The sequence below is a fragment of the Hamadaea tsunoensis DSM 44101 genome (assembly GCF_000428945.1).
GTDB classification, from domain to species: Bacteria; Actinomycetota; Actinomycetes; order Mycobacteriales; family Micromonosporaceae; genus Hamadaea; species Hamadaea tsunoensis.
This window is the reverse complement of the sequence record NZ_AUAX01000022.1, coordinates 123,056-145,412: the sequence shown is the minus strand read 5'-3', so window position 1 is coordinate 145,412 and position 22,357 is coordinate 123,056. Positions and strand designations below refer to the sequence as shown.

Here is a 22,357-nt window from a genome sequence, read left to right as displayed (position 1 = left end):
AGGAACACCGGCCGCCGCGACGCTCGGGCCAATACCGGCGGCGTGGCTCAGAAAAGCGGCGTGGCTCAGAAAGCAGCGTGGCCCGGAGAAGCAGGGTGGCTCAGAGACGCAGCCGCCACCGGGTGACGCCCAGCTGATCGGAGAGCGTGGCTGCGGTGGTCCCGGCGACGGCCAGCCCGGTCAGCGGCTCGGTGCGTACGCGTACCAGCACCCGCCCGTCGGCCACCGACCAGGCGGTCAGGCCCTCGGTTCCGGCGCCGAGCAGGACGCGGCCGTCGGCGGCGAAGCCGAGACCGGCCACGGGACCGTCGAGCGTGGCGAACACCTCGCCGCCCGGCCACAGCCGGACCGCGCCCTGGAGATCTCCGGACGCGCCGAGGAACGATCCGCCGGCGACCGTCGCCGCGACGCTCCACACAGGAGGATGGAGATCCGGTGGCAGCAGCTGCTCCACCGCGGACCAGGGCTGGACGAGCGACAGGCTCCCCGACGCGTACCCGGCGAGGATCGTCCCGTCGGCGGCCGCCGCGACGACCTGGATCTGCCGTCCGGCGTCCACTCGCCGGACGGGCAGGCCGCCGGAGCCGCCGATCGGCCACAGCGACACGCTTTCCGCCCCGCCCGCGACCACCACCACGTCCGCGAACGACGCCAGGGACCGGGCGCCGACCTGGCGGCCGAACTCCGTCCCGTCCACGAGCAGCCGGCCGTCCTCGGCGAGCGCGAACACCCGCCCGCCGGCCACCGCCAGCGCGCGTACGCCGACCGGCGCGCCCGGCAGCCCGTCCGCCAGCCGCCGGACCTCCCCGGCGAGCGATCCGGTGTAGACCTGCCCGGCGGGGTCGACGGCGACCGCGGTCAGCGACTGCCGCACCGGGACCGCGTCGCCCGAGGAGGAGAGGTCCCACAGGTGCACGTTCCCGTCGGCCGCGCTGGACACGACGAGCGTGCCGGCCGGATTGACGCTGACGCAGCGTACGGGTTCGCCGTGGCGGCCGAGGACGCGTTCGGTCACGCCGGGCGCGAGCGGCCAGAGGCGTACGCAGCCGTCACCGCCGCCGGTCACCGCGAACGTGCCGTCCGGGCTCACCGCCGCCGCCCAGACCTGGCCCTCGTGCCGCCCGATCGTGCGCGGCTGCCCGCCGTCGAGCGGCCACGCCTTCACCACGCCGTGGTAGGAACCGGTGATCACCGTCTGCCCGTCGGGCGTCACGGCCAGCGCCTCGATCCACTTGCCGGGTTCGTTGCGGCCCAGGATCCGCCCGGCCCCGGTCGCGGGCCACCAGACCCGGATCGTGTCGTCCCGGCCGCCGGTGACGATCATCGTGCCGTCGGGGCTGAAGACGAGCACGCGTACCTGGTCGTCGTGGGTGCCGACGAGCTCGTCCGCGCCGGTCGCGACGTCCCACAGGCGTACCACGCGGTCGCGGCCGCCGGTCGCGATCTTCCGGCCGTCCGGCGACCAGGCCACCGCCCACGTGTGGCCCAGGCCGCGGACCAGCTCACGCTCCGGCCCACCGTCCAGACTCCACAGTCGCACCGTCTGGTCGTTCCCGCAGGACACCGCGGTCCCGTTCCACACCCCCATCCGGTGTACGCCGGAAGCATGGCGGCCGACGTCGGTGTACCGGCCGCCGTCCAGCTCCCACAGGCGTACCCGGCCGTCGTCGTCGCCGGTCAGCACGGTCGTGTCGGTGACGAACACGGCCGACCAGACCTGGCGGCTGCCGGTGTCGAAGGAGCGCACGAGCGAGCGGCTGGCCCGGCCGCTGGTCCAGTCGGCGGCCAGGCCGCACCGCTCTCCGGCCGCGGTCGCCCAGCGCGGATCGTCCGACCCGGCGAACGCCGCCGCCAGGGCCAGCTGACCCGCCACGGGCACGCCTTTCCGCGTACGCAGGAAGTGGGCCTGTGTTTCGAGAAGGCGCAACGCGGGCCCGGGGGTCGGCGCGGCGCGCAACGGGGCGAGGACGGCGTCGACGCCACGGGCGGTGACGGCGGTGTCGAGCCAGCGCGGGTCGCCGGTCAGCTCGGCGAAGCGGGTGTCGTCGCGACGCGCGAGCAGTGCCCACGGATAGTGCGCCAGCAGGTAGGGCGGGGTGGTCGCGGGCCAGCCGGCCGACGCGTGGCGCCCGGCCCAGGTGTCCACAGTGGTCACGTAGGGTGCGAGCTGCGGTCCGAAGATGGTGTCGCGGCAAGCGTCGAGCAGGGTCTGGTGGCCGAAGCGCCACCCGCCGGCCCCGCCGTCCAGGACGCGGGCCGCCTGCTTCTCAACGATCGCCGCCACCACGAAAGGGTCGAGTTCCCCCAGTTCGGCGAGTTCCGGCGTGGTCAGCGGGCCGGCCGCGGCCGACATCAGCCCGATCACCTTGCGCGCATCCGGCTCGCGGAGCAGCGCGTCGAGGTCGAAGACCGCGCGCTGCTCGACGCGGGCCGCCTCGACGACCTGCTCCATCCGGACGGGCGTGACGTTCCACAAGGGATGATCGACGTCCAGGTCCTCGGGCAGCTGATCGCGGCGGGCGGTGACGAGCACATGGGTGAAGCCGCCCGCGCGGGCCGGCAGCAGGGACGCGACGCTGCGCTCCCCGGCCGGGCGCAGATCCTCGTCCAGGCCGTCGACCACGAGCAGCAGGTGCCGGTCGACGCGCTCGGCCCGGTCGGCCGCGCGGCGCCACAGGTCGGCCAGGTTCGCGGCGTCCGGGTTCTCCGGCGGCTCCTCGTCCAGCACGGCGGCCAGCTGGCCGGTGACGGCGGCGAGGAACCGCGACCCGGTCGCGTCCAGCGCCCGCCGCTGCAACAGGTACGCGACGCAGTCCACGCCGTCGGGCGGGTCGGCCGCCAGATGCGCGACGAGCGCCGTCTTGCCCGCCCACGGCGTACCGATGAGGAACCGGTACGCCTCCCGGCCGGTCGCGAACGCCCGCAGCTCGCCGAGTTCGGCCTCCCGATCGACCAGCGCCGGCGTACGCGCCACGATCTCGTCCACGATCGCGTGGTACGCCGACCGCCTTCTCCTGGGAAGCTTCTCGTGCCGCCGCCCGAGGATGTCCCACCACTGTGGAGCGTCGGCGAGCCGGTCGATCGCGGTGATCGGCGTCAGCGTCACGGCCGCGTCGCCCGCCCGCGGATGGTGCTCGGTGACGACCCCGACCATCACGTCGTCGGCGGTGACGATCACCGTGCCGGAGACCCCGGACCACTGGCTGCGCCCGAGCGCCTCCTCCTGCGGGGGAAGCGGCCGGGGCGTACTGGTCACCCGCAACGTGAGCAGCTCCGACACCCGCCGGTCGCCGGTCGGGATGACGCCGTCGAGCTGGGCGGTGTCGCGTACGGGCCGGCCGTCGGGACCCGGAACCTGCTGGAACACCGGATAACCGAGACCACGGCAGCCGGCGACGATCTCGGCACCGTCGCGGTCGACGGCCCCCCACGCGAGCCTCGTCAGCCTTCGGCCCCCGGCCGTCTCCAGGATCGCGAGGTCGACACCGCCCGCCTCCCCGTGCACCTTGACCGTGGCGGCGTGCTCGACTTTGTCCGCGCCGCGTACCGTGACGGCGGCTCCGGGCACGACGGCGTGCGCGGCGGTCAGCACATGCCGGTCGTCCACGAGCAGACCGGACGACGTCAGCCAGCGCGGCCGCGCTTCCGGCCCCAGATCGCAGAGCACCTCGACGACCCGGTCGGCGAAGCCGCTCACCCGGGCTTCTCCGTCTCCCCCGCCGACACCCTGACCGGCCGCCCGTACGCGTCCACCGGCGGATCCAGCTGGATCGTCACCTTCTGCACGGACTCGGCGGAGACCCCGGCCTGCGCGCCCAGCTCCAGCACCCAGAACCGGACACCGCCCCGGGCCTCGGCCGACGTGGTCACACCGACCTGGAACTCCAAAGTGATCTGACCGACGGGGAACTGGATGTCCTCGCCGGTGGCGAGGGCGCTGGCACGGGCCAGTTCGGAACGCAGGGCCTGCACGACATCGACCAGGCCGATCTGGGAGGACATGGGGGCCATCTTGCCACCCGCCCACCGTCCACACTGCCCGCTCCCACCCCCGCCCCCGCTCCCACCCCGGCCCCTCCACTCCACCGCGCCCCGCGCCCCCCTCTGCGACGATCTTGCGCGAATGTACTGGCATTCCGGGCATTCGCCGCGAAATTGGAGACATTCGCGCAAGATCGTCGCAGAGGGCACTGCCGATGGGCGGGTACTGCCGGGCCGTCATGCAAGATCGTGGAGCGATAGCTTGATCAAGTGCCCGAAAGCTGGCAAAAGATGGGCTGATTCAGCAGCTCCAGGGCACTTGATCAAGCAATGGAGATCAACTACTACAGCTCTCGGGCACTTGATCACCACACCACCAGCACCGCTTCCATGATCGAGGCAGGTGGTTGCGCCTTTCCCGGTTTGTCGGACCTCGTCGGCCGTCCGCAGCTCACTTCATGATCAGCGCGTTGACAACAGTCGCCATATGAGTGCGGTACGGCTAGGACGCGACTCTGATCAGCGCTCTGATCATGACCGGCCAGATCGCCAGACGCCTGCGCTCCTACACGAGGTCCCAGGTCAGCGGCGTACCGCGGCGCACTGCGGATCGGAAGCGGCGGCCGAGGACCTGGGACGTCTCCCCCGGCGCGAGGCCACCCGCCGGCCGGATCGACCGGACGTTCGACGCCGTCACCTCCTCCCCGGCCTCGACGTCCGCCACCACGTACAGCGACCGCCGGAACCGCAGTCCTTCCGCCTCGCTCTCCGAGGGTCCGATGTGGTCGGTCCCCAGTGCCGAGAAGGCCCGGCCCGTCTCGGTCACCAGGTTCGCGAACTCGGCGGGCGTCAGCGAGAAGGCCGCGTCCACCCCGCTGTCGGAACCGAGCGCCACATGCTTCTCGATGAGCACGGCCCCCAGCCCGACCGAGGCCACCGCTGCCCCCAACCCCAGCGTGTGGTCCGACAGTCCCACCGGCAGGTCGAAGACGTCGCTCAGCAACGGAATCCGCCGCAGGTTCGAGTCCGCCGCCGGAGCCGGGTAGGCCGCGGTGCACGCCAGCAGGATGATCTCCCGCGCCCCGGCGGCCCGGGCCGTCGAGACCGCCTGGGCGATGTCCACAAGGGACGCCATGCCGGTCGACAGGATGAGCGGCTTGCCCGTCGCCGCCGCCAGGGCGACGAGCGGCAGGTCCACCAGCTCCGACGAAGCAATCTTGTACGCCGGGCACCCCAGCCCTTCCAGCAGCTCCACAGCTGTCGGGTCGAAGGGGGCGGAGAACACGGTCAGCCCGCGTTCCCGGCCCCGGGCGAAGATCGCTTCGTGCCAGGCGTACGGGGTGTGGGCGCGGCGGTAGAGCTGATACAAGTTCTCCCCGCCCCACAGCGGGTGCTCCGCGGACACCCGGAACTGCGGGCCGTCGTGGTCGATGGTGATCGTGTCCGGCGTGTAGGTCTGTAGTTTCAGGGCGTGTACGCCGCTGTCCGCGACCGCGTCCACGATCGCCAGGGCGCGGTCGAGCGAGCCGCCGTGGTTGCCGGACAGCTCCGCGACGATGAACGGCCGCTGATCCGGCCCCACCAGATGGTCACCGATTCTGATCGTCATGCCTTCCAGGCTGGGCGCCGCGACCCCGGCCGGTCCAAGACAGGAACCGCCGCCGGTGACAGGATCTGGTTATGAACCGAGGTGACGGCGTCGACCCGCGGCTGCTGCGGTACTTCCTGACACTCGCCGAGGAACTGCACTTCACCCGCGCGGCCGCCCGGCTGTTCGTGTCGCAGCCGGCCCTCAGCAACCAGATCCGGCTCCTGGAGACACGGGTCGGCGCGGTTCTGTTCACGCGTACGCGTCATGGGGTGGAGCTGACCGCGGAAGGCGAACGGTTCCGGCCGTACGCCCGCCAGGCGGTCGCCGCGATCGAGGCGGGCCTGCACGCGATCGGCGCCCGCGAGCTGCGGGTGGACGTGCTGGACGGCGAGCTGCGCCTGCCCCGCCGGGTGCTGAGCGCGTTGCGGGCCCGCGAGCCCGGTGTGGTCGTCCGGATCACCGCGCTGGGTCGTCACCGGCAGCGGCTGCACGCCGGCGACCTCGACGCGGCCTTCACCGGTCCGGGTCTCGAAGCACGCGGTTCCGGTTCACCGGGCGGAGACGACGGGCTCGCCACCGAGCACGTCGCCGACGAACCCGTCGACGTCCTTCTCCCCGCGACGCACGCCCTCGCCGCTCACGACGAGATCGCGCTGTCCGACCTCGCTGCCGAGATGTTCTACCTCCCGGCCGACGACCTCGCCCCGGAGTGGAACGCCTTCGTCCGCACGGCGTGCGGCTTCACCCCGCGCCGTCACCCGGTCACCGCCGACGGCGCCTCCGCTGCCCTCGACCTGGTCGCCGAGGGCGCGTGCATCACCGTCGGGCTGCGGTCGACCGCGTACCCGCCCGGGGTCGTGCGGCGGCCGGTCGCGGGCGGACTCGCGTACCCGTGGACGTTGGTGTGGCGGGCCGGCGACCCCGCGGTCGAGCCCCTCCGGGCGGCGTGCCTGGCCGTGCACTCCCCCGGTGGGGCCGACCCCGATCGACCTGAGATCCTCCACTGAGGACGTCCGTGTGTGCACGCCCCCGCCTCGCTGGCACGTCGGCCATCGTCGACGTCGTCCTGGAGCTGTGCGGCGCTACTCCGCGTACCAGTAGGAGTAGAAGCGCAGCGTCTCGCCGAGGATCTCCAGCATCCGGTCGCGGGCCGGGATCGACCGCTCGAAGTGCCCGTCCTCGCAGTACCACGGCATCGGCGTCACGCCGAGGTGGAGCTGGAGGTACAGCGCCCGCAGCCAGTTGAGCGCGTTGATCCGCGCGTACGCGCCGGGGTCGATGTCGACGCGGTTCTCCGCTCCGCCGAGGTGGCGCAGCGGCGCGAGGACGTCGGCGAGGTCGGCCGGGCCCAGGTCGCCCCGGTGCAGCAGGGCCATGGTCGCGTACGCGAGCCGGTCGTCCTCGCTGAGCAGCCACGGCAGTTCGCCGGTGCGGATGCGTACCACGATGCTGCCGAGGAAGACGCGGGCCTGGTCGGTGGGCAGGTGGCGGCTGCGGGCCGCGGCGGCGATGACGTCGGCGCCGTGGGCGAGGGCGTGGGCGACGCCGCGCCGGGGGTCGACGGCGCCGCGCAGGTCCGCTTCGAGCTCCCACCACATGAGGTACGCGCCGAGCCAGCGCTGGATGGTCTCGGCGTCGACGAGGCGGGCGGCGTTGTCGCGTTCGATGACCATGCCGAGGGTGGCCGCCGCGAAGGAACGGCCGAAGACGCTGTCGGACTCGCTCTCGCCGAGGCCCCGGAACAGGGCCGCGCACAGGCGGTCGCCGAAGTCGGCGAGGTCGTGGTCGACGACGCCGCTCAGCACCCAGTCCGCGAGGATCTCGAACGCGAGCTTGTCGCGGACGGCCTCCTCGGGGGAGCGCAGGAGGTGCTCCAGCTCCTCGATGAGCAGGTCGGGCTGGTATCCGGCCGGGACCCGCAGGTCGTCGGCCTTGATCTTCTCCCAGAAGGCGGCGTCGAACATGCGCTGAAACTAGCCGGATACCAGCCCGATTGGCTAGGGCCTGTCTCCCGGATCATTCGCGGCCCGTTGGCGGCCTCAGACGGCGATCGGCGGCGCTTGAGTCTTCGCCGACAGGCCACCAGCCTGACGACGAAGATCAAGCTTGCCGATCGCCGCCTGAGCCTCGCCACCGGACCACGAGATCCGGGAGACAGGCCCTGGGCCCTGATCGTTATGCGGTATTGCTCCCTACCGCCCGACGCCAGACCCAACCGTTATGCGCCGATCAGATCGAATTGCTCCCAGCCGCCGATCGCGGCACGGTTGGCGATCAGGGGCGACGCCCCCGTGTTGTCCGCGCAGACGTAGAGGTTGTTCGCCAGGGCTTTCAGACTGACCGTCCCGTTGGAGTTGCGGACGAGCTGGAAGGTCTCCCAGCCGCCGACCGTGGTGCGGTTCGCGATCAGCGGCGACGCCCCCGCGTTCTCCGCGGTGACGATGAGGTTGTTGGCGTGCGCTCGCAGCGCGACGTTGCCGCCGCCCGCGTCCAGCAGGTCGAACTGCTCCCACGCGCCGATCGCCGCGCGGTTGGCGATCAGCGCCGCGGCCCCCGCGTTCTCCGCGGTCACGTACAGGTTGTTCGCCCGCGAGCGCAGGCTCACCACCGTGGTCGGGCTCGTTCCCGCCACCGGCGGCGTCGGGCGGGTCGCAGTCAGGGCGATCTGCCCCTTCAGCATCCGGCCGCCGTCGCCGGTCAACCTCAGGTAGTAGTCGGACGAGCAGGCGGTCCCGTCCTCGTCCAGGGCGAGCAGGCCGCTTCCCGCGGGTACGCCGGCCGCGTTCTCGGCCGTCTTGGCGATCTGGTTGCCCTCGCCGTACTCGTCGAACATGGAGATGTAGACGCCCTGGCAGCCGGCGCGGACCATGTTGTAGAACTGCCGCCACATGAAGTCGCCGTGCTTGCGCTGCCGGGCCGAGACGTCGCCCGGCAGGACGCAGGGCTGGTAGTCGATCCCGTGGGCGTTGCAGTCGGCCTGGTCGGGCACGGTGATGTTCTGGTAGACCGAGTCCGAACCGGCGGCGTCCGAGATGGCGCCGACCATCCAGGGCGACAGCATGTTGAAGGCGTGGTAGACGTCGGCGTACCCGGCCCGGGAGCCGCCCGTGCCCGTACGCCATTCCCGCGGCACGCCGCCGATGACGTAGCAGCCCTGGGCCTTGAACCAGTTGACCACGTCGAGGCAGGCGGCCGCGCTCCACGGGTGGTTGGCGTCGTTGAAGCCGAAGCCCCAGATGCACACGACGGGCTTGCCGTTCTGGCGGGCGTACGCGCCGCTGGCCGTGTGCGCCGCCATCTTGTTCGTCCAGTCCGTCTTGATCTCCGGCTGCATGTTCGCCCAGCCGGAGACGTCGTACATGACGTAGAACCTGCGGCCGTGCGATTCGGCGGCGGCGCGTACCTTCTGGGCCATCGCGTCGCGGGTCGCGCCTTCGCTGCTGTTCGGGTTGAACCGCTGCAGGGCGGCCGTGTCGATGCCGTACTGCTGCATCCACAGGAAGTGCAGGTCCACGGTCGACTGGTCGTAGGACGAGAACAGCGTCGCGGCCCCGCCCCCGTTCAGGTTCGGGTACGCCGTCGCGTAGGTACGCGCGTACTCGCGCATGTCCGGCCAGGCCTTGATGGCGTTGTTGGACGGCGAGGGGGCCTGGCCCCAGTTCTGGCTCCAGTGCCACCAGCCGTTGATCGGGGCGCCGTCGCCGGCGCAGGCGAACCAGCCCTGGTAGCCGACGGTGATCTTGCCGACCACGTCGCCGGGCGGGCCGGCGGCGGAGGCGGCTTCCTGGCCGAGGGCGGTCAGCAGCGGCGCGGCGAGCGGAACCGTGCCGAGGGCGGTCAGGACGGTGCGGCGGGAAAGTCCCATGCGTGCTCCTTGATGCGGCGAGACCGGGCGGATCTCGCTCCTGTCACGGGCGCGCCGATCCGGCCCCTGGTTTCACCGAGGGGCTGGGCGGGACGCGGGACGGGAGGCGCAAGAAAGCGATGGGGCTGGATGGACGCGTGCCGACCCTAGGCCAGCCCGCCCGCAACCGTCAAGACCGGGCATCGGATGAATCGACGACATACGGACGTGGCCGCCGAGGTCGGCGGCCACGTCAGCGCAGGAACATCCGATGTCTCACCGGCCCTACTGGGTCGCCTCGGCCTCGTCCTCCTCCTCGGCGGCGGCGTTCGGGTCGAGGTCGGCCGGCAGCGGGTTGGGCTGCACGTCGGTGCCGAGCGCCCGCAGCTGTCCCTGCATGAAGGTCGCGAGCCGGGCCCGGTACTCCCGGTCGAACTGCTGCAGCGCCTCGATCCGGCGCTGGATGGCCGCCCGCTTGCCCTCCAGGCTGCCGACCACGTCCTGGTAGCGCTGCTGCGCCTCCTGGTCGAGGGTGTCGGCGTTGGCCTCGGCCCCGCTGATGATCTCCTCGGCCCGCGTACGCGCGTCGGCCAGGGCCTTCTCCGACTGCTGCCGGTGGCTCTCGGCGTTCGCCTGGGCTTCGCGGGCCAGCTGCTCCGCCCGGGCGCGCGCGTCGTTGAGCAGGTTCTCGGCCTGCAACCGGACGGCCTCGGCGCTCGCCTGAGCCTCCCGGTTGAGCTGCTCCGCCCGCGTACGCGCATCCGACCGGATCTTGTCGGCCTCATGCTGGGCGAGCGACAGGTGCTCATCGGCCGTACGCCGGGCGAGCACCAGTACCTGCAGCGCCTGCCGCTCGCCGTCGGAGTCGGGGTGGTCGTGCCCGGCCCCCGGGTGCTGAGCGGGAACGTGGCCGGGTTCGGGCAGTGGCATGACTTGTACGTCCTCGTCAGCCACCGCGCCGCTGAACAGCCCTTTGACGCGGCCCTTCAGCCGGTTCTCGGTCATGCCAGACCTCCTGTACGCGTCCGTGGGCGCAGAGTGACGTCCGGCCGGGTGCCGGAAGGGGCCATCATCGCCGACCCTCCGCACGAATCGCAAGGCCACCCTGCTCGACGCGGGGAATCGATGCGTCACCATCCATAATGGACGGACGTGGAACCGCACTGACCTGGGCGTTCTCACATACTCCTGCATGGACGCACGCTCTGCGACGACACGAACACCATCGGGTGACACTGATTAGGAAGATCCAGGCAACTGCCCCGTCCACAGCATTCGCCACAGGGTGATCGGCAGGTGCTTCCAGCCGGCGGCGCGTATGGCGACCTTGGCGGCGGTCCCGGCCAGGACCAGCCCGATGAATCCGATCAGGTACTGCACGGTCCAGATGGAGACCCGCGCCTTGTCGGCCGACTCCCCGCTCAGGTCGGCGATCCAGATGTAGAGCTGGGCGAACGGCACCCAGGACAGCAGGAACAGACCCACACCCGACCGCAGCCGCCACACCGCACCTCGCCCCATATGCACGATTTTGCCGCTCTTCTCGGTATGGTGCGGGCATGCGACGGTATTTGGCGCTCTTCGCCGGCCTGGCCCTGGCCGCCTCCCTCGGCGCCGCGAGCAACGCGGCCCCCGCGAAGCACCCGGCAGCGCGCCCGCCGGCGACCGCCGCGACGACCGTCCCTCAGCGGCCGGCGCACGTCCTGGTCGTCATGTTCGAGAACAAGGCCTTCGAGCACGAGGTCGGCGACCCGCACGCGCCGTACATCAACTCCCTGCTCGCGCGCTCGGCCGTCCTCACCCGGTCGTACGCGGTCACGCACCCGAGCCAGCCGAACTACCTGGCCCTGTTCTCGGGCTCCACGCAGGGCGTCACCAGCGACCGCTGCCTGAAGCGGATGCACGGCGTACCGAACCTGGGCAGTGAACTGATCGCGGCCGGTCTCAGCTTCACGGGCTACTCCGAGGGGCTGCCCCACGCCGGCTACCGAGGCTGCACCGCCGGCCGGTACGCGGCCAAGCACAACCCGTGGGTGCACTTCGACAACGTGCCGGACGCGTCCAACCAGCCCTACGAGGCGCTCCCGGCGGACTACTCCCAGCTGCCGACGGTCGCGTTCGCGATTCCGGACCTCTGCAACGACATGCACGACTGCGGCACGGCGGCCGGCGACCGGTGGGCCGAGGCCAACCTGGAGCCCTACCTGCAGTGGGCGCAGCGCAACAACAGCCTGCTGCTGGTCACCTACGACGAGGACGACCACAGCGCGGGCAACCACATCCTGACCGTGATCGCCGGGGCCGGCGTGGTCCCCGGCCACTACGACCAGCGCATCGACCACTACGGCGTGCTGCGTACGCTGGAGGACTGGTACGGCCTCGCGCCGACCGGGTACGCCGCGCAGGCCGCCCCGATCAGCGGGATCGGTCTCGGCAGCTGAGCACTCGGCATCAGCCCAGTTCGCGCTCATTGGACCCTACAAACCGTAGGGAAGTCCTCGATCCGGGTACTCTTCTGGCATGCGCAGACCGGCCGGACAGCTCGAAGGCGAGGTGCTCGGCGTACTCTGGTCCGCTCCGCAGGCGCTGACGGCCAGCGAGGTGCAGGAGGCGGTAGGCGGCGGGCTCGCGTACAACACCGTGCACACGATCTTGACGAGGCTCACCGCCAAGGGCCGCGTACGCCGCGTCGGCCCGGCCGGCCGCTCGGCGTACCGGCCGGTGCAGGACGCCGCCGGGGCCGCCGCCGATCAGATGCGCGCCGTACTCGACGCGGGCAGCGACCGCGGCGAGATCCTCATGCGCTTCGTCACCAACCTCTCCCCCGCCGACGAGGCGGCCTTGCGGGCGGCGCTGGACGGCGACTGATGACCGTGGCGGTCTACCTGCCCCTGCTGTTCTGCGCCGGACTCGCCGGGCTGGCCGGCCCGGTCGCGCGGCGCGTACCCCCTGGGTGGGGGCTGTGGTCGCTGACCTTCTCCGCGGTCAGCGGCGCGCTCGGCGCCGCCTGGTCGCTCTGCCTGCTGGCCGGCATGCTCATCGACGACCTGCCGATCGGCCGCCGGCTGCCGGGCCTCGTGCCCGTCCCCGACGCCGTCTCGCTGCTCGCGCTCGCCGCGCTCGTCGCCGCCGGCGTGCGGGTCACCGCCGCGATGCGCTCGCGGGCACGGGAGCAGGCGGCGCTGAGCGGTTTCGCCCGCACCGCCGACGACATCATCATCGGCGAGGACGACCGCGCCGACGCGTTCGCCGTCCCGGCCCGCGGCTGGCTGGGCCGCGGCCCCGGCAAGGTCGTCGTCACCACCGGCCTGCTCCGCCTGCTCACCCCCGCCCAGCAGCGCGCGCTGTTCGCCCACGAGCACGCCCACCTGTCCGGCCACCACGCCGCCGCGCGTACCGCCACCTCGCTCGCCGCCGCCGCCCTTCCACCCCTCATTCCCGTACGCGCGGCGGTGTCCTTCCTGTGCGAGCGCCAGGCCGACGAGGCGGCCGCGACCGCGACCGGCGACCGGCGGCTCGTGGCGAAGACGATCGCCACCGCCGCGCTGGCCCGCTCCTCCGGTCGGGGAGCCCCGCTCGCGCTGCACCGGCTGGCCGTGATCGACCGCGTGGCGGCGCTGCTGGGCGAGCGCCCGCATCCGCGCGGCTGGCAGCTGATCGTGCTGGCGACGATGGTGGCGGCCATGATGGCCGGGGTCCTGGAGGCGACCGGCGACTCCGCGGCGATCGCGCTCAGCCTCCTGCACTCCTGACCGCCCGCTCCTTCGGCCGCCCGCTCTTATGACCGCCTGGCGCACCTTTGTTGAGCAGCATCCGCGTACATGAATGGGTGAATTGCTCATTCGGGGTTAGTGCCACGCTTATCGCGGCACACTGTCCGCCACTCGGGGTACTCCGATCTTTCGTTGCCGCGGATACCATGAGCGGCATGTTCCGGACCCCTAAGTCCGATGTGCTGACAGTGGTGTTGCTGACATTGGCGATGTCCATCACCGCGGTGACGACTTCCGCCCGGCCCGCGAATGCGGTTACCTGTACGCCCGACGGCGGCGGGAATTACTTCGACGGCTACTACCACAATCCGAATGCCTGGCCGCAGTACAACTGGGAGGGCGCATCCGCGTACATCGTGGTGCGCTGGCCGCTCGCCAGCTGCTCGGACGGATTCATGCCGTGGACCTATGCCTGGGTGATGATCGGATCCGGCGACGGCGGGCCGGGCGACGGCTGGGGACAGAGCGGTTACATGCGTTACACCGCGAGCGACTTCTCCGTGCAACTCCAGCACGTCTTCCAATTCGCCAACGACACCAACCGCTCCGGCCGGCTGGGCGACACCGCCGGCGAACTCCACACGATATATGTGGGCACACCCGCAACCGGGGACAAACCCGCGTACCGGGTGCTGTGGAATGCGAACTGCTCGTGCCTGCAGGGCTCTGTCGACGGAGTCGTCTACGCCAGTAGCGGCTTCAATCCGTTCACCCAGCAATGGCGTCTGCCGCTCGTGCCGCAGTTCATGGGCGAGGCCAAGTACCAGACCGGCAACATGCCCGGGACCGCCGCGCAGCCGGCCGCGTTCAGCGCGCTCGGCGCCCAGCGCTACTCCGACGACGTGCTCGTGCCGATGTCGTGCTCCATGTACGGCGTCGACGACAACACCGCCATGTGGGGGCGGGCGGCGTCGAGCTGCACCGCGTTCACGATCTGGCAGAAATAGGAGATCCGCATGAAGGCCACGCCGAAGCCGGCAGCCCTGCGCTGGCTGCCCCTGCCGCTGCTGGCGGGGGTCGTGTTCCTGCTCCCGTTGACCAGCCCGGCCAGCGGTGCCGACGGTGTACGCTACCGGCCGCCGACCGCGCTCACCCTCGGCCATGATCCGGCCAATGTGGACAGAGCAGTCACGTACGCGGACGCGGGGTTCGTCTCGCTCCCGGCACCCGCATCGGTCTCCGCCGCCCTCGACGCGCCCGCGGCGGCCCGGGCGGCCGACGCGTACTGGAAGAGTTCGGCGTACGCGTCGTCGGCCGAGGTCGCCCTGCGGCTCATCCGGTTCCCGGACGCCGCGCACGCCGGGTACTACGGCCTTGCGGCAGGTCAGGACACATTGGCGTACGTGGTCATCGCCCACAACGTGCCGGCCGCCTTCTTCGGCGGGCCGCACCGTGACACACCGGTGAAAGGCCCCGAGCCGGGAACCGTCTGCATCGACGTGATGCTCGTGGACCCGGGCTCGGGGGCCGTCCTCGGCGGTCGGCGCGAACAGCTCTGCTGAGTCGCCCGATCAACCGTCTTCGCGGTCGGCTTCGCCCGGGCGGGCGGCTCCGTCTCTGTTGGCGGCTTGGTCTTCGCGGGCGGCTTCGTCTTTGCGGGCGGCTTCGGCGAGCCGTTTGATCGCGACCAGGCGCCGGTCCCAGCGCGCCGCCGCCTCGGCCATCTGCCGCGCGGCGGCCGCCATCGCCCGGGCCGCCTCGTCGAGCCGGTCCGGGCGGACGGCGTAGAGCACCTCGCGACCGCTGCGCCGGGCCTCGACCAGGCCGGCCCGGTCGAGGACGGCCAGATGCTTCGCGACCGCCTGCCGGGTGAACGGCAGCTGCGCGGCGAGCGTTGTCGGAGTCGCCTCACCCCGGGCGAGCAGCAGGTCGAGTACGCGGCGGCGGCTCGGTTCGGCCACCGCCGCCCACAGTTCGTCCTCGGCCGGCTCGCTCATCGCCGCCTACTTTGCCGCAATCGCGTTGAGGCGTACCAGGTGGGCCGCCCAGCCCTCGGTGTGCGTCCGGGTGTACTCCTCGACTTCGGCGGCCGGCCAGCCCTGCTCCTCCACGCCCGACTCCACGACGCGGACGCGTGTGCCGTCGCCCTCGGCCGTCAGCGTGAACTCGACGAGCACCGAGTTGCCCGGGCCGGGCTGCTCGCCGGCCGGGAAGTTCCACCGGAAGGCGAACCGGCGCGGCGGGTCGACAGCCTCGATCGCGATCATCGAGGTGTGCTTCTCCGGGTGGTCCGCCGCCCCGAAGACGAGCGTGCCCACGCCGCCCGCGCGCAGGTCGAGATCGGCGGCGTCACTGAACCACTCGGTCATCTGGTCCGGCTCGGTGACGATCTTCCAGACGACGTCCACGGGCGCCTCGACCAGGATTTCACTCTCGATCACGTTCATCATGCCCTCCCTTATACGCAACCCTTGGTTGCACATTAACCCGCGAGGCGCGTACGCGCAACCGATGGTTGCACATTAAGCTGTGTACATGCTTGCGCTCGTCGCCGCGCCCGGCCGGCCCGGGAACGTCCAGCTGACCACCATCGACGACCCCCGCCCCCGGCCCGACCAGGCACTCATCGCCGTCCACCACGCCTCGGCCAATTTCGGCGAACTCCGCCACCCCCTGCGCGGCCCCGGCGAGCCGCTGGGCTACGACGCGGCCGGCATCGTGGTGGCCCCGGCCGCCGACGGCTCCGGTCCGGCCGCCGGTACGCGTGTCGTCGGCTTCGGCGCGGGTGCCTGGGCGCAGCTGGCCGCCATCTCGACCGACAACCTCGCCGAGGTCCCGGCCACGGTGGACCTCGCCGACGCCGCCTGCCTGCCGGTCGCGGGCGCGGCCGCACTGCGTACGCTGCGCGCCTCCGGATCGCTTGCCGGTAAACGGGTTCTGATCACCGGCGCCTCCGGCGGGGTCGGCCGCTTCGCCGTCCAGCTGGCCCGGCTCGGCGGCGCCGAAGTGGTGGCCGCGGTCGGATCGGCCGAACGCGCCCAGGGCCTCACCGACCTCGGCGCGACCGAGATCGCGGTCGGCCTCGACGGGATCGCCCCGGTCGACGTCGTCCTCGACAACGTCGGCGGATCGCTGCTCGTCTCCGCCTGGGGACTGCTGCGGGCGGGCGGCGTACTGCACTGCATCGGCGCCACCTCGGGGGAACCGGCCAACTTCCCGGCCGGCGCGCTGTTCTCGATGGGCGAACCGCGGCGGATCCAGACCTACGGCGACGTGTCCAGTTTCGGGCCCGACCTGGCGATCCTGGCCGGGCTGCTCGCCGCCGGCGACCTCGTCGCGCCCGTCGGATGGCGAGGGCCCTGGGACGCGCTGCCGGCAGCCGCGGCGGAGTTGTTCGCGCGTCGCGTACTCGGGAAAATCGTTCTGGACGTCCCGCCGGAAAATAGTTCTGGATATCCTACCGACTGACTAGGATATACTCGCCGCCGTGACCACCGTCGAGGTCCTGCTGCTCTCGCAGCGGCAGGGAATGCTGCGCTATCGAGCCGTGCGCGGCCGGTTGGAGACCGGGATGCACCCGGACGACCTGGCCGTCTCCCTGGCGGGCCTCACCTTGTGTACGCGCGGCGCGCTGGTGCACTCGACGTCCTGGCGGTACGCCGACGACGTGGTCCTCACCTACGCGGCGCTGCCCGATCCCACACCCGGGGAGCCGACGCAGCCGGTGCCCGCCGACGCGATCGAGTTCTCGGCGAGTCCCCTGATGCCCAGCCCGTACGCGCTCGGCCTCGACGCGGTGGCCAGCCACGCGGGACGGCATCTGGCGCTGCTGCTCACCACGGATCCGGTCGTGGCGGGTGCGGCGGTGGAGTCACCGGAGCTGTGGGAACTGGTGGGAAAGCTGGCGCCGGGAGTGGCGGGATCGTTGTCGGCTCCGGTCCTCCAGACGGTCTGAGAGCTCTCAGCCCCCACCACTTCTCATCGGTGCGTCGGTGCGCTCGACGGAATTCCCGTGATCGTTGGTGTCCACGCGGTCGCCGGTGTTCGCGCGGTCGCCGGTGTCCGCGGGCTCTGCTGCTGGGGTGCGGCGGCCGATCCTGCGCAGTGAGCGGTCCGCCACCGCGACCGCCAGTCCGAGTATCGAGACCACGACCATGAACTCGGCCAGCCGGTGCAGCCCCACGGTGTCCGCCCCGTCGCCGAGGAACGCACCGGTCGCGGCCGAGGCCACCATCGCGCCGAGGTACATGAAGGTCCGCAGCAGCCCCGCGGCGGACCCGATCCGCGCCGCGTCCGACTGGTGGTAGACCGCGTTCTGGTTGGCCAGCCCGATCAGCCCCTGCGGTACGCCGACGACGATCACGATCGCGAGCAGCAGCCAGATCGCGCTCGCCGGGTGCAGGAGCAGCAGGAGCGTGCAGGCCAGCACCTGGGTGGCGCCGCCCACCAGGAGTTTGCGGCGGACTTCGGGGTGGCGGCCGGTCGTGCTCGATACGACGATGGCGGTCAGGAACATCGGCAGCAGCAGCCGCCGATCGAAGCCGGTTCCCGCCGTCGTCGCGCTCACGGTCCGGTCAGCCGTTCCAGCAGGCCCATCGCGCGGGTGACCACTTCGCGCTCCTCCTCGGTCAGGTTCTCCGCCAGCGTTCGCACCAGCCACTCCTCCTTCGCCTGCCGATTGCCCTCCGTCCGGCCTCGGCCCGCCTCGCTGAGCTGAATCACCTGCCGCCGGCCGTCGGCGGGATCGGGCTGCCGGCGAATGAGCCCCTGCTCGTCGAGGGCGGTCAGAATCGCGGCCATCGACTGGGGGCGTACGCGCTCCGCGGTGGCGAGGGCACTCGCACTCGACGGCCCTTCCTTGAGGAGCCGGCTGAGCACGGAAGTCTGCGAAGGGGTGAGGTCGTCGACGCCGGAAACCTCCCGCAACCTGCGCCGCAGGCGGCTGAAGACGACGACGATCTCGCGAGCCGCCCGGGCGGCCGAGTCTTCACCCATATAGCCAGTATAAACTTATCAGTTCAGACTGTCGAATTCGCCGTCGCGGGCGGCAGCCACCAGCTGGCTCCGCAGTTCCTCCATCGGGTCGTCCTCGCCGCCGTAGGCCAGCGCGTTCTTCGTGATCGCGAGAGCCAGCCCGAGCTCGGGCGCCATGCCGGCGATGCTGCCGCCCATGCCGCTCCAGCCGACCATGCCGGCATCGAGGGCGTACCCGAGGGTTTTCGGGGAGTCCACGCCGAAGACCCAGTCCGGGCCGTCGGTCGCCGCCGTGCTCACGAGCGCCAGCCGCTCCGGCGAGATCAGGGTTCCGTCGAGAAGGGCCGAGTACATGCGGGCGAGACCCCGGGCGCTCATGGTGCCCATCGCCGGCAGGTCGGCCGTCAGGATGTCCCGCCGATTCGCCAGAGCCGCGTCCGTACGCACCTTCGGCGGCACGACCTGCCGCAGGTGGGGAACCATCGCGGCCATCAGGTCCAGCGCGTCCGACCAGTCGCGCTCCTCCAGGACGGCGAGCCGGTCGAGGTGCGCCTCCGGCACCGCCAGGAACACCTCGTCGGCGATCCCGAGGGGTCCCGTCACCTCCTGCGTGAGCGCCTCCCGCAGCGTGCGGCCGGTGGCCCGGCGTACGGTCTCGCCGATGAGCCAGCCGAAAGTCCAGGCGTGGTAACCGTTGCGGGAGCCCGGTGTCCACAGTGGCCTCGTGTCGGCGAGGACGGCGCACATGCGGTCCCAGTCGACGAAGTCCTCCGGCGTCGTGTCCTCCGGCAGGTGCGGTACGCCGGCCGTGTGGGTCAGCGCGTGCCGGAGCGTCGTCGATTCCTTGCCATGCCGGGCGTACTCCGGCCAGACGTCGGCGATCCGCAGGTCGTAGTCGAGCTCGCCGCGCTCGGCGAGGACGTGCACGACGGTCGCGGTGAGCGCCTTGCCGGTGGAGTAGCTGAAGAACGGCGTACTCGCGAGCGCGGCACGGCCGGTACCCGAGTCGGCGAGCCCCGCGACCGCGTCGACGACCAGCCGGCCCCGGTGGTACGCGGCGACCTGGACGGCCGCCTCGCGACCGCTCGCGACGAGCGACTCGACGGCGGACTGGATACGGTCCTGGACGGGATTGGCCGTCAGACCGGGAAGGGTGTCCACGAAAATTCCTCTCGCCCTTGTCGTCCTTTATGGACGTTGCTGTGAGGTCGGCCCTCGCGAAGGGAGCCCGTCAGGCGGCCGGCGGCCAGTGCGTGAGGAGGTCGGCCAGCGCGGCCACCATGCGGTTCCACGAGGTGTCGACGTCACGGGAATGCTGGAACCCGCCGCTCTGCTCGATGGCGATGAAGCCCGTGAAAGCGCTGCGCAGCATCCGGACGGCGTCGGTCTGGTCGGCTTCGCTCAGCCCGTAACCGCGCAACGTGGCCGCGGTGAGCTCCATGAGCCGCAGGTGCCCGGCCGACTCCATCGTCACCTCCGGCGCGATCTGGTACTGCGTCGCCGCGTACCGGCCGGGATGTGCCAGGGCGAACTCCCGGTACGCGTCGGCGAACGCGGTCACCGCGTCGGGCCCGGCCCGGCCGGCGACGGCCGCGCCGAGCGCGTCGGCGAAGTCGAGCGCGGCCAGCCGGGCGACCCGCAGCCGCAGATCCTCGGCGCTGCGGACGTGCGAGTAGAGGCTCGCGTCCTTCACGCCGAAACCGCGGGCCAGCGCGGTCACCGTGATCTTGTCGAACCCGACCTCGTCGGCGAGATCCGCCGCCGCGACCGTGATCCTGTCCGCGCTCAGTCCTGCCCTAACCATCACAGGCAGAAACCTAGACCCTCTAGGTTTCTGCGTCAAGCGGCGGTAGAGTCCGGCGGTGTGAGCCTTCTTGCCGATGAACGGGCCGCGGTCGTCGAGACCTGCCGCCGCATGACCGCCGACCGGCTCGTGGTGGGATCCTCGGGCAACGTGTCGGCCCGCGCCGGCGATCTGGTGGCCGTGACGCCGACGGGGCTGCCCTATGCCGAGCTGACGCCCGAACTGGTGGGCGTGCACCGGCTCGACGGCACCGCGGCCGACGCGCCGCTCGCGCCGACCAGCGAGCTGCCGATGCATCTCGCGGCGTACCGGCTGACGGACGCGGCGGCCGTCGTCCACACGCACTCCACCGCCGCCACCGCGGTTTCCCTGCTCGTCGACGAACTGCCGGCGCTGCACTACCTGATCGGGCTGTTCGGCGGCCCGGTCCGCGTCGCGCGCTACGCGACCTACGGCACGGACGAGCTGGCGGACGCGATGGCCGAGGCGCTCGACGGGCGGACCGCGTGCCTGCTCGGCAACCACGGCGCGCTCACGGTCGGCCGGACGCTCGCCGAGGCCTACGACCGCGCCGTCTACCTGGAATGGCTCTGCGACGTCTGGCTGCGCGCCACCGCCGCGGGCCGGCCCCGGCTGCTGCCCCCGGAGGAGGTCGGCCGCGTGACCGCGAAGCTCTCGACGTACGGGGTCAGGGATGCCAGACGCGATCCTGAGTGACGATGGCCGTCACGAGGTCGGCCGGCGTCACGTCGAACGCGGGGTTGAACGCGCCCGCGCCCGGCGGCGCCACCCGCTGCCCCGCGAAGTGCGTCACCTCCGCCGGATCGCGCTGCTCGATGCGGATGTGGCCGCCGTCCGGAATGGACAGATCGACGGTCGACTCCGGTGCCACCACGATCATCGGTACGCCGTGCCGGGCCGCGGCGAGCGCGACGGCGTACGTGCCTATCTTGTTGGCCACGTCCCCGTTGGCGGCGATCCGGTCGGCCCCGACGATCGCGCAGTCCACCAACCCTTGTGCCATGGCGGCCGCGGCCGCGCCGTCGGGGCAGATCCGGTAGGCGACGCCCATCTCGGCCAGCTCGTAGGCGGTCAGCCGGGCTCCCTGCAGCAGCGGCCGGGTCTCGTCGGCCAGCACCTCTTCGACATCGCCCGCGAGCGCGAGACTGCGTACCGCGCCGAGTGCCGTTCCCCAGGCGACCGTCGCCAACCGGCCGGCGTTGCAGTGCGTGAGAATGCGCAGCGGCCGCCGGCCGACCAGCTCCCGGACGAGGTCGGCGGCGCGGTCGGAGGCGGCCCGGTTGACCCGCTCGTCCTCGTCGAGCACGGCGAGCGCCTCGGCGAGCACCGCGTCGGGTCCGTCGCCGAGCCGGGCGAGCACCCGCTCGACGCCCCAGCGCAGGTTGACCGCGGTCGGCCGGGCCTGGGCGAGCCGCTCGGCCGCGACGCGTACACCGGGGTCGTGGCGCAGCAGGGCGACTCCGAGGGCACCGGCCGCCCCCAGCGCGGGCGCGCCCCGGACGGCGAGCCGCTGGATGGCGTCGATCAGCTCGTCCACGTCGCGGAGGCGGAGAACGATCTCCTCGTGCGGCAGGGCACACTGGTCGATCGCGATGACCGCGTCGCCGTCCCAGTCGATGGTGCGTCGCATGACGGGCAAGCGTACGCCCCCGGGTCCGGGGGCCGGCGAGGTCAGACGACCGGCGCCTGCATGGCCGCCCCGATGATCCCGGCCTCGTTGAGCAGCTTCGCCGGCACCACCTCGACGTCCACGTCGATCAGCGGCAGGTACTTCTCCGACTTCTTGCTGATGCCGCCGCCGATGATGATCAGATCGGGCCAGAACAGCCCGTGCACCAGCTTGAGGTACTGGTCCAGCCGGTGGGCGTACTGCTCCCAGGACAGGTCCTCGCGCTCGCGGGCGGAGTCCGCCGCGTACTCCTCGGCGTCGCCGTGGTGCAGGTGGAGATGGCCGAGCTCGGTGTTCGGCACCAGTTCGCCGTTGACGAACAGGGCGCTGCCGATGCCGGTCCCCAGCGTCAGCATCAGCACCACGCCCGAGCGGTCCTTGCCCGCACCGAACTTGACCTCCGCGATCCCGGCCGCGTCCGCGTCGTTGACCACCGACACCGCGCGGCCGGTCGCCTTGGCGAGCAACTCCCCCGCGTCCGTGCCGATCCAGTCCTTGTCGATGTTGGCCGCCGTCCGCGCGACGCCGTGCATCACCACCGCCGGCAGCGTGATGCCCACGGCACCTTCGACGTTCAGCTCCTCCAGCAGCTGCGCGACGGTCGCCGCGACCGCCTTCGGCGTGGCCGGGCTCGGCGTGACCAGGCGCTTGCGTTCCCCTGCCAGCGTCCCCGTCGCCAGATCGACCGGGGCTCCCTTGATGCCGGAGCCACCGATGTCGATGCCGATCGCCGTGCCCGTCATGCCGCCTCCTCGCGTAC

General features: G+C 71.8%; 24 protein-coding genes. 9 read left to right on the top strand and 15 right to left on the bottom strand.

Annotated features, from left to right (window positions below; genetic code table 11):
• Window positions 1-100: 100 nt before the first annotated feature.
• From G401_RS0128535 to pseI, 3 genes are all read right to left on the bottom strand, one after another.
• Window positions 101-3,697 (bottom strand): NACHT and WD repeat domain-containing protein, encoded by a 3,597-nt coding sequence (locus G401_RS0128535; protein ID WP_027345156.1) that lies wholly within the window; start codon window positions 3,695-3,697, stop codon window positions 101-103.
• Entirely contained in the window at window positions 3,694-4,002 is a 309-nt protein-coding gene (locus G401_RS49115) for a trypco2 family protein (protein WP_034593400.1), read from the bottom strand. Before G401_RS49115 ends, G401_RS0128535 begins: the two co-directional genes overlap by 4 nt.
• Window positions 4,003-4,546: 544 nt before the next feature.
• Window positions 4,547-5,590, bottom strand: coding sequence for a pseudaminic acid synthase (pseI, locus tag G401_RS0128525; protein WP_034593399.1), 1,044 nt, complete (start codon window positions 5,588-5,590; stop codon window positions 4,547-4,549).
• Window positions 5,591-5,661: 71 nt separating this feature from the next.
• Here pseI and G401_RS49110 point away from each other — a divergent pair, with 71 nt between their 5' ends.
• Complete coding sequence (locus tag G401_RS49110) at window positions 5,662-6,579, top strand: LysR family transcriptional regulator (RefSeq protein ID WP_051367278.1); 918 nt, start codon at window positions 5,662-5,664, stop codon at window positions 6,577-6,579.
• Between the two features lie 75 nt (window positions 6,580-6,654).
• Here G401_RS49110 and G401_RS0128515 read toward each other — a convergent pair whose 3' ends face one another.
• From G401_RS0128515 to G401_RS0128500, 4 genes are all read right to left on the bottom strand, one after another.
• The gene (locus G401_RS0128515) at window positions 6,655-7,536 is read right to left on the bottom strand and encodes a DUF2785 domain-containing protein (protein WP_027345154.1); all 882 of its coding nucleotides are present in this window, start codon (window positions 7,534-7,536) and stop codon (window positions 6,655-6,657) included.
• Between the two features lie 254 nt (window positions 7,537-7,790).
• On the bottom strand, window positions 7,791-9,437 hold the full coding sequence (locus G401_RS0128510; protein WP_027345153.1) for a DUF7910 domain-containing protein: 1,647 nt from the start codon (window positions 9,435-9,437) through the stop codon (window positions 7,791-7,793).
• A gap of 264 nt (window positions 9,438-9,701) precedes the next feature.
• On the bottom strand, window positions 9,702-10,421 hold the full coding sequence (locus G401_RS49105; RefSeq protein WP_051367277.1) for a hypothetical protein: 720 nt from the start codon (window positions 10,419-10,421) through the stop codon (window positions 9,702-9,704).
• Window positions 10,422-10,655: 234 nt separating this feature from the next.
• Window positions 10,656-10,937 (bottom strand): hypothetical protein, encoded by a 282-nt coding sequence (locus tag G401_RS0128500; RefSeq protein ID WP_157546485.1) that lies wholly within the window; start codon window positions 10,935-10,937, stop codon window positions 10,656-10,658.
• Window positions 10,938-10,975: 38 nt separating this feature from the next.
• Between G401_RS0128500 and G401_RS0128495 the strand changes: the two genes are divergently transcribed.
• From G401_RS0128495 to G401_RS0128475, 5 genes are all read left to right on the top strand, one after another.
• On the top strand, window positions 10,976-11,857 hold the full coding sequence (locus tag G401_RS0128495) for an alkaline phosphatase family protein (protein WP_034593398.1): 882 nt from the start codon (window positions 10,976-10,978) through the stop codon (window positions 11,855-11,857).
• Between the two features lie 79 nt (window positions 11,858-11,936).
• Window positions 11,937-12,284: a BlaI/MecI/CopY family transcriptional regulator gene (locus G401_RS0128490; protein ID WP_027345150.1), complete on the top strand. Its 348-nt coding sequence runs from the start codon at window positions 11,937-11,939 to the stop codon at window positions 12,282-12,284.
• Window positions 12,284-13,168, top strand: a complete 885-nt coding sequence (locus G401_RS49100) for a M48 family metalloprotease (RefSeq protein ID WP_051367276.1) — start codon at window positions 12,284-12,286, stop codon at window positions 13,166-13,168. The genes G401_RS0128490 and G401_RS49100 overlap by 1 nt, the downstream gene beginning before the upstream one ends.
• Before the next feature lie 176 nt (window positions 13,169-13,344).
• A complete protein-coding gene (locus G401_RS0128480; RefSeq protein ID WP_157546482.1) occupies window positions 13,345-14,136 on the top strand; it encodes a hypothetical protein in 792 nt (263 codons plus the stop codon).
• A 9-nt stretch (window positions 14,137-14,145) separates the two neighbouring features.
• Window positions 14,146-14,691 (top strand): hypothetical protein, encoded by a 546-nt coding sequence (locus G401_RS0128475; RefSeq protein ID WP_027345148.1) that lies wholly within the window; start codon window positions 14,146-14,148, stop codon window positions 14,689-14,691.
• Between the two features lie 9 nt (window positions 14,692-14,700).
• Here the strand turns inward: G401_RS0128475 and G401_RS49095 are convergent, their stop codons facing one another.
• Both G401_RS49095 and G401_RS0128465 read right to left on the bottom strand, forming a co-directional pair.
• Window positions 14,701-15,126 carry an ArsR/SmtB family transcription factor gene (locus tag G401_RS49095; RefSeq protein ID WP_051367275.1) on the bottom strand — a complete coding sequence of 142 codons (426 nt, stop codon included), beginning with the start codon at window positions 15,124-15,126 and terminating at the stop codon, window positions 14,701-14,703.
• Window positions 15,127-15,132: 6 nt separating this feature from the next.
• Window positions 15,133-15,570 carry an SRPBCC domain-containing protein gene (locus tag G401_RS0128465; RefSeq protein ID WP_169734266.1) on the bottom strand — a complete coding sequence of 146 codons (438 nt, stop codon included), beginning with the start codon at window positions 15,568-15,570 and terminating at the stop codon, window positions 15,133-15,135.
• Window positions 15,571-15,664: 94 nt separating this feature from the next.
• Between G401_RS0128465 and G401_RS49090 the strand changes: the two genes are divergently transcribed.
• Both G401_RS49090 and G401_RS0128455 read left to right on the top strand, forming a co-directional pair.
• Complete coding sequence (locus tag G401_RS49090; RefSeq protein ID WP_034593441.1) at window positions 15,665-16,597, top strand: zinc-binding dehydrogenase; 933 nt, start codon at window positions 15,665-15,667, stop codon at window positions 16,595-16,597.
• 19 nt (window positions 16,598-16,616) lie between these two features.
• Complete coding sequence (locus G401_RS0128455; RefSeq protein ID WP_027345146.1) at window positions 16,617-17,084, top strand: hypothetical protein; 468 nt, start codon at window positions 16,617-16,619, stop codon at window positions 17,082-17,084.
• Window positions 17,085-17,090: 6 nt separating this feature from the next.
• Here G401_RS0128455 and G401_RS49085 read toward each other — a convergent pair whose 3' ends face one another.
• The 4 genes from G401_RS49085 to G401_RS0128435 form a co-directional block, all read right to left on the bottom strand.
• Window positions 17,091-17,696 carry an MFS transporter gene (locus G401_RS49085; protein WP_027345145.1) on the bottom strand — a complete coding sequence of 202 codons (606 nt, stop codon included), beginning with the start codon at window positions 17,694-17,696 and terminating at the stop codon, window positions 17,091-17,093.
• Complete coding sequence (locus tag G401_RS0128445) at window positions 17,693-18,124, bottom strand: MarR family winged helix-turn-helix transcriptional regulator (RefSeq protein ID WP_027345144.1); 432 nt, start codon at window positions 18,122-18,124, stop codon at window positions 17,693-17,695. The genes G401_RS49085 and G401_RS0128445 overlap by 4 nt, the downstream gene beginning before the upstream one ends.
• An 18-nt stretch (window positions 18,125-18,142) precedes the next feature.
• Complete coding sequence (locus tag G401_RS0128440) at window positions 18,143-19,264, bottom strand: serine hydrolase domain-containing protein (RefSeq protein ID WP_245601870.1); 1,122 nt, start codon at window positions 19,262-19,264, stop codon at window positions 18,143-18,145.
• 70 nt (window positions 19,265-19,334) lie between these two features.
• Window positions 19,335-19,907 (bottom strand): TetR/AcrR family transcriptional regulator, encoded by a 573-nt coding sequence (locus G401_RS0128435; protein ID WP_027345142.1) that lies wholly within the window; start codon window positions 19,905-19,907, stop codon window positions 19,335-19,337.
• Window positions 19,908-19,967: 60 nt separating this feature from the next.
• On the opposite strand from G401_RS0128435, the gene G401_RS0128430 reads away from it, so the two are divergent.
• The gene (locus G401_RS0128430) at window positions 19,968-20,624 is read left to right on the top strand and encodes a class II aldolase/adducin family protein (protein ID WP_027345141.1); all 657 of its coding nucleotides are present in this window, start codon (window positions 19,968-19,970) and stop codon (window positions 20,622-20,624) included.
• Here the strand turns inward: G401_RS0128430 and mtnA are convergent.
• Together mtnA and ppgK are read right to left on the bottom strand one after the other, a co-directional pair.
• Window positions 20,596-21,558: an S-methyl-5-thioribose-1-phosphate isomerase gene (gene mtnA, locus G401_RS0128425; protein WP_027345140.1), complete on the bottom strand. Its 963-nt coding sequence runs from the start codon at window positions 21,556-21,558 to the stop codon at window positions 20,596-20,598. The genes G401_RS0128430 and mtnA overlap by 29 nt on opposite strands.
• A gap of 41 nt (window positions 21,559-21,599) precedes the next feature.
• A complete protein-coding gene (ppgK, locus tag G401_RS0128420) occupies window positions 21,600-22,340 on the bottom strand; it encodes a polyphosphate--glucose phosphotransferase (RefSeq protein WP_027345139.1) in 741 nt (246 codons plus the stop codon).
• Window positions 22,341-22,357 lie beyond the last annotated feature (17 nt).

Excerpts from the sequence above, each read along its gene's own strand:
- G401_RS0128435 (WP_027345142.1), bottom strand. The coding sequence starts at position 19,907 with ATGGTTAGGGCAGGACTGAGCGCGGACAGGATCACGGTCGCGGCGGCG.
- G401_RS0128495 (WP_034593398.1), top strand. The coding sequence starts at position 10,976 with ATGCGACGGTATTTGGCGCTCTTCGCCGGCCTGGCCCTGGCCGCCTCC.
- G401_RS49110 (WP_051367278.1), top strand. The coding sequence starts at position 5,662 with ATGAACCGAGGTGACGGCGTCGACCCGCGGCTGCTGCGGTACTTCCTG.
- ppgK (WP_027345139.1), bottom strand. The coding sequence starts at position 22,340 with ATGACGGGCACGGCGATCGGCATCGACATCGGTGGCTCCGGCATCAAG.
- G401_RS0128475 (WP_027345148.1), top strand. The coding sequence starts at position 14,146 with ATGAAGGCCACGCCGAAGCCGGCAGCCCTGCGCTGGCTGCCCCTGCCG.
- G401_RS0128445 (WP_027345144.1), bottom strand. The coding sequence starts at position 18,124 with ATGGGTGAAGACTCGGCCGCCCGGGCGGCTCGCGAGATCGTCGTCGTC.
- G401_RS49115 (WP_034593400.1), bottom strand. The coding sequence starts at position 4,002 with ATGTCCTCCCAGATCGGCCTGGTCGATGTCGTGCAGGCCCTGCGTTCC.
- G401_RS0128480 (WP_157546482.1), top strand. The coding sequence starts at position 13,345 with ATGTTCCGGACCCCTAAGTCCGATGTGCTGACAGTGGTGTTGCTGACA.
- G401_RS49100 (WP_051367276.1), top strand. The coding sequence starts at position 12,284 with ATGACCGTGGCGGTCTACCTGCCCCTGCTGTTCTGCGCCGGACTCGCC.
- mtnA (WP_027345140.1), bottom strand. The coding sequence starts at position 21,558 with ATGCGACGCACCATCGACTGGGACGGCGACGCGGTCATCGCGATCGAC.
- G401_RS0128510 (WP_027345153.1), bottom strand. The coding sequence starts at position 9,437 with ATGGGACTTTCCCGCCGCACCGTCCTGACCGCCCTCGGCACGGTTCCG.
- G401_RS0128500 (WP_157546485.1), bottom strand. The coding sequence starts at position 10,937 with ATGGGGCGAGGTGCGGTGTGGCGGCTGCGGTCGGGTGTGGGTCTGTTC.
- G401_RS49090 (WP_034593441.1), top strand. The coding sequence starts at position 15,665 with ATGCTTGCGCTCGTCGCCGCGCCCGGCCGGCCCGGGAACGTCCAGCTG.
- pseI (WP_034593399.1), bottom strand. The coding sequence starts at position 5,590 with ATGACGATCAGAATCGGTGACCATCTGGTGGGGCCGGATCAGCGGCCG.
- G401_RS49105 (WP_051367277.1), bottom strand. The coding sequence starts at position 10,421 with ATGACCGAGAACCGGCTGAAGGGCCGCGTCAAAGGGCTGTTCAGCGGC.
- G401_RS0128515 (WP_027345154.1), bottom strand. The coding sequence starts at position 7,536 with ATGTTCGACGCCGCCTTCTGGGAGAAGATCAAGGCCGACGACCTGCGG.
- G401_RS0128490 (WP_027345150.1), top strand. The coding sequence starts at position 11,937 with ATGCGCAGACCGGCCGGACAGCTCGAAGGCGAGGTGCTCGGCGTACTC.
- G401_RS49095 (WP_051367275.1), bottom strand. The coding sequence starts at position 15,126 with ATGAGCGAGCCGGCCGAGGACGAACTGTGGGCGGCGGTGGCCGAACCG.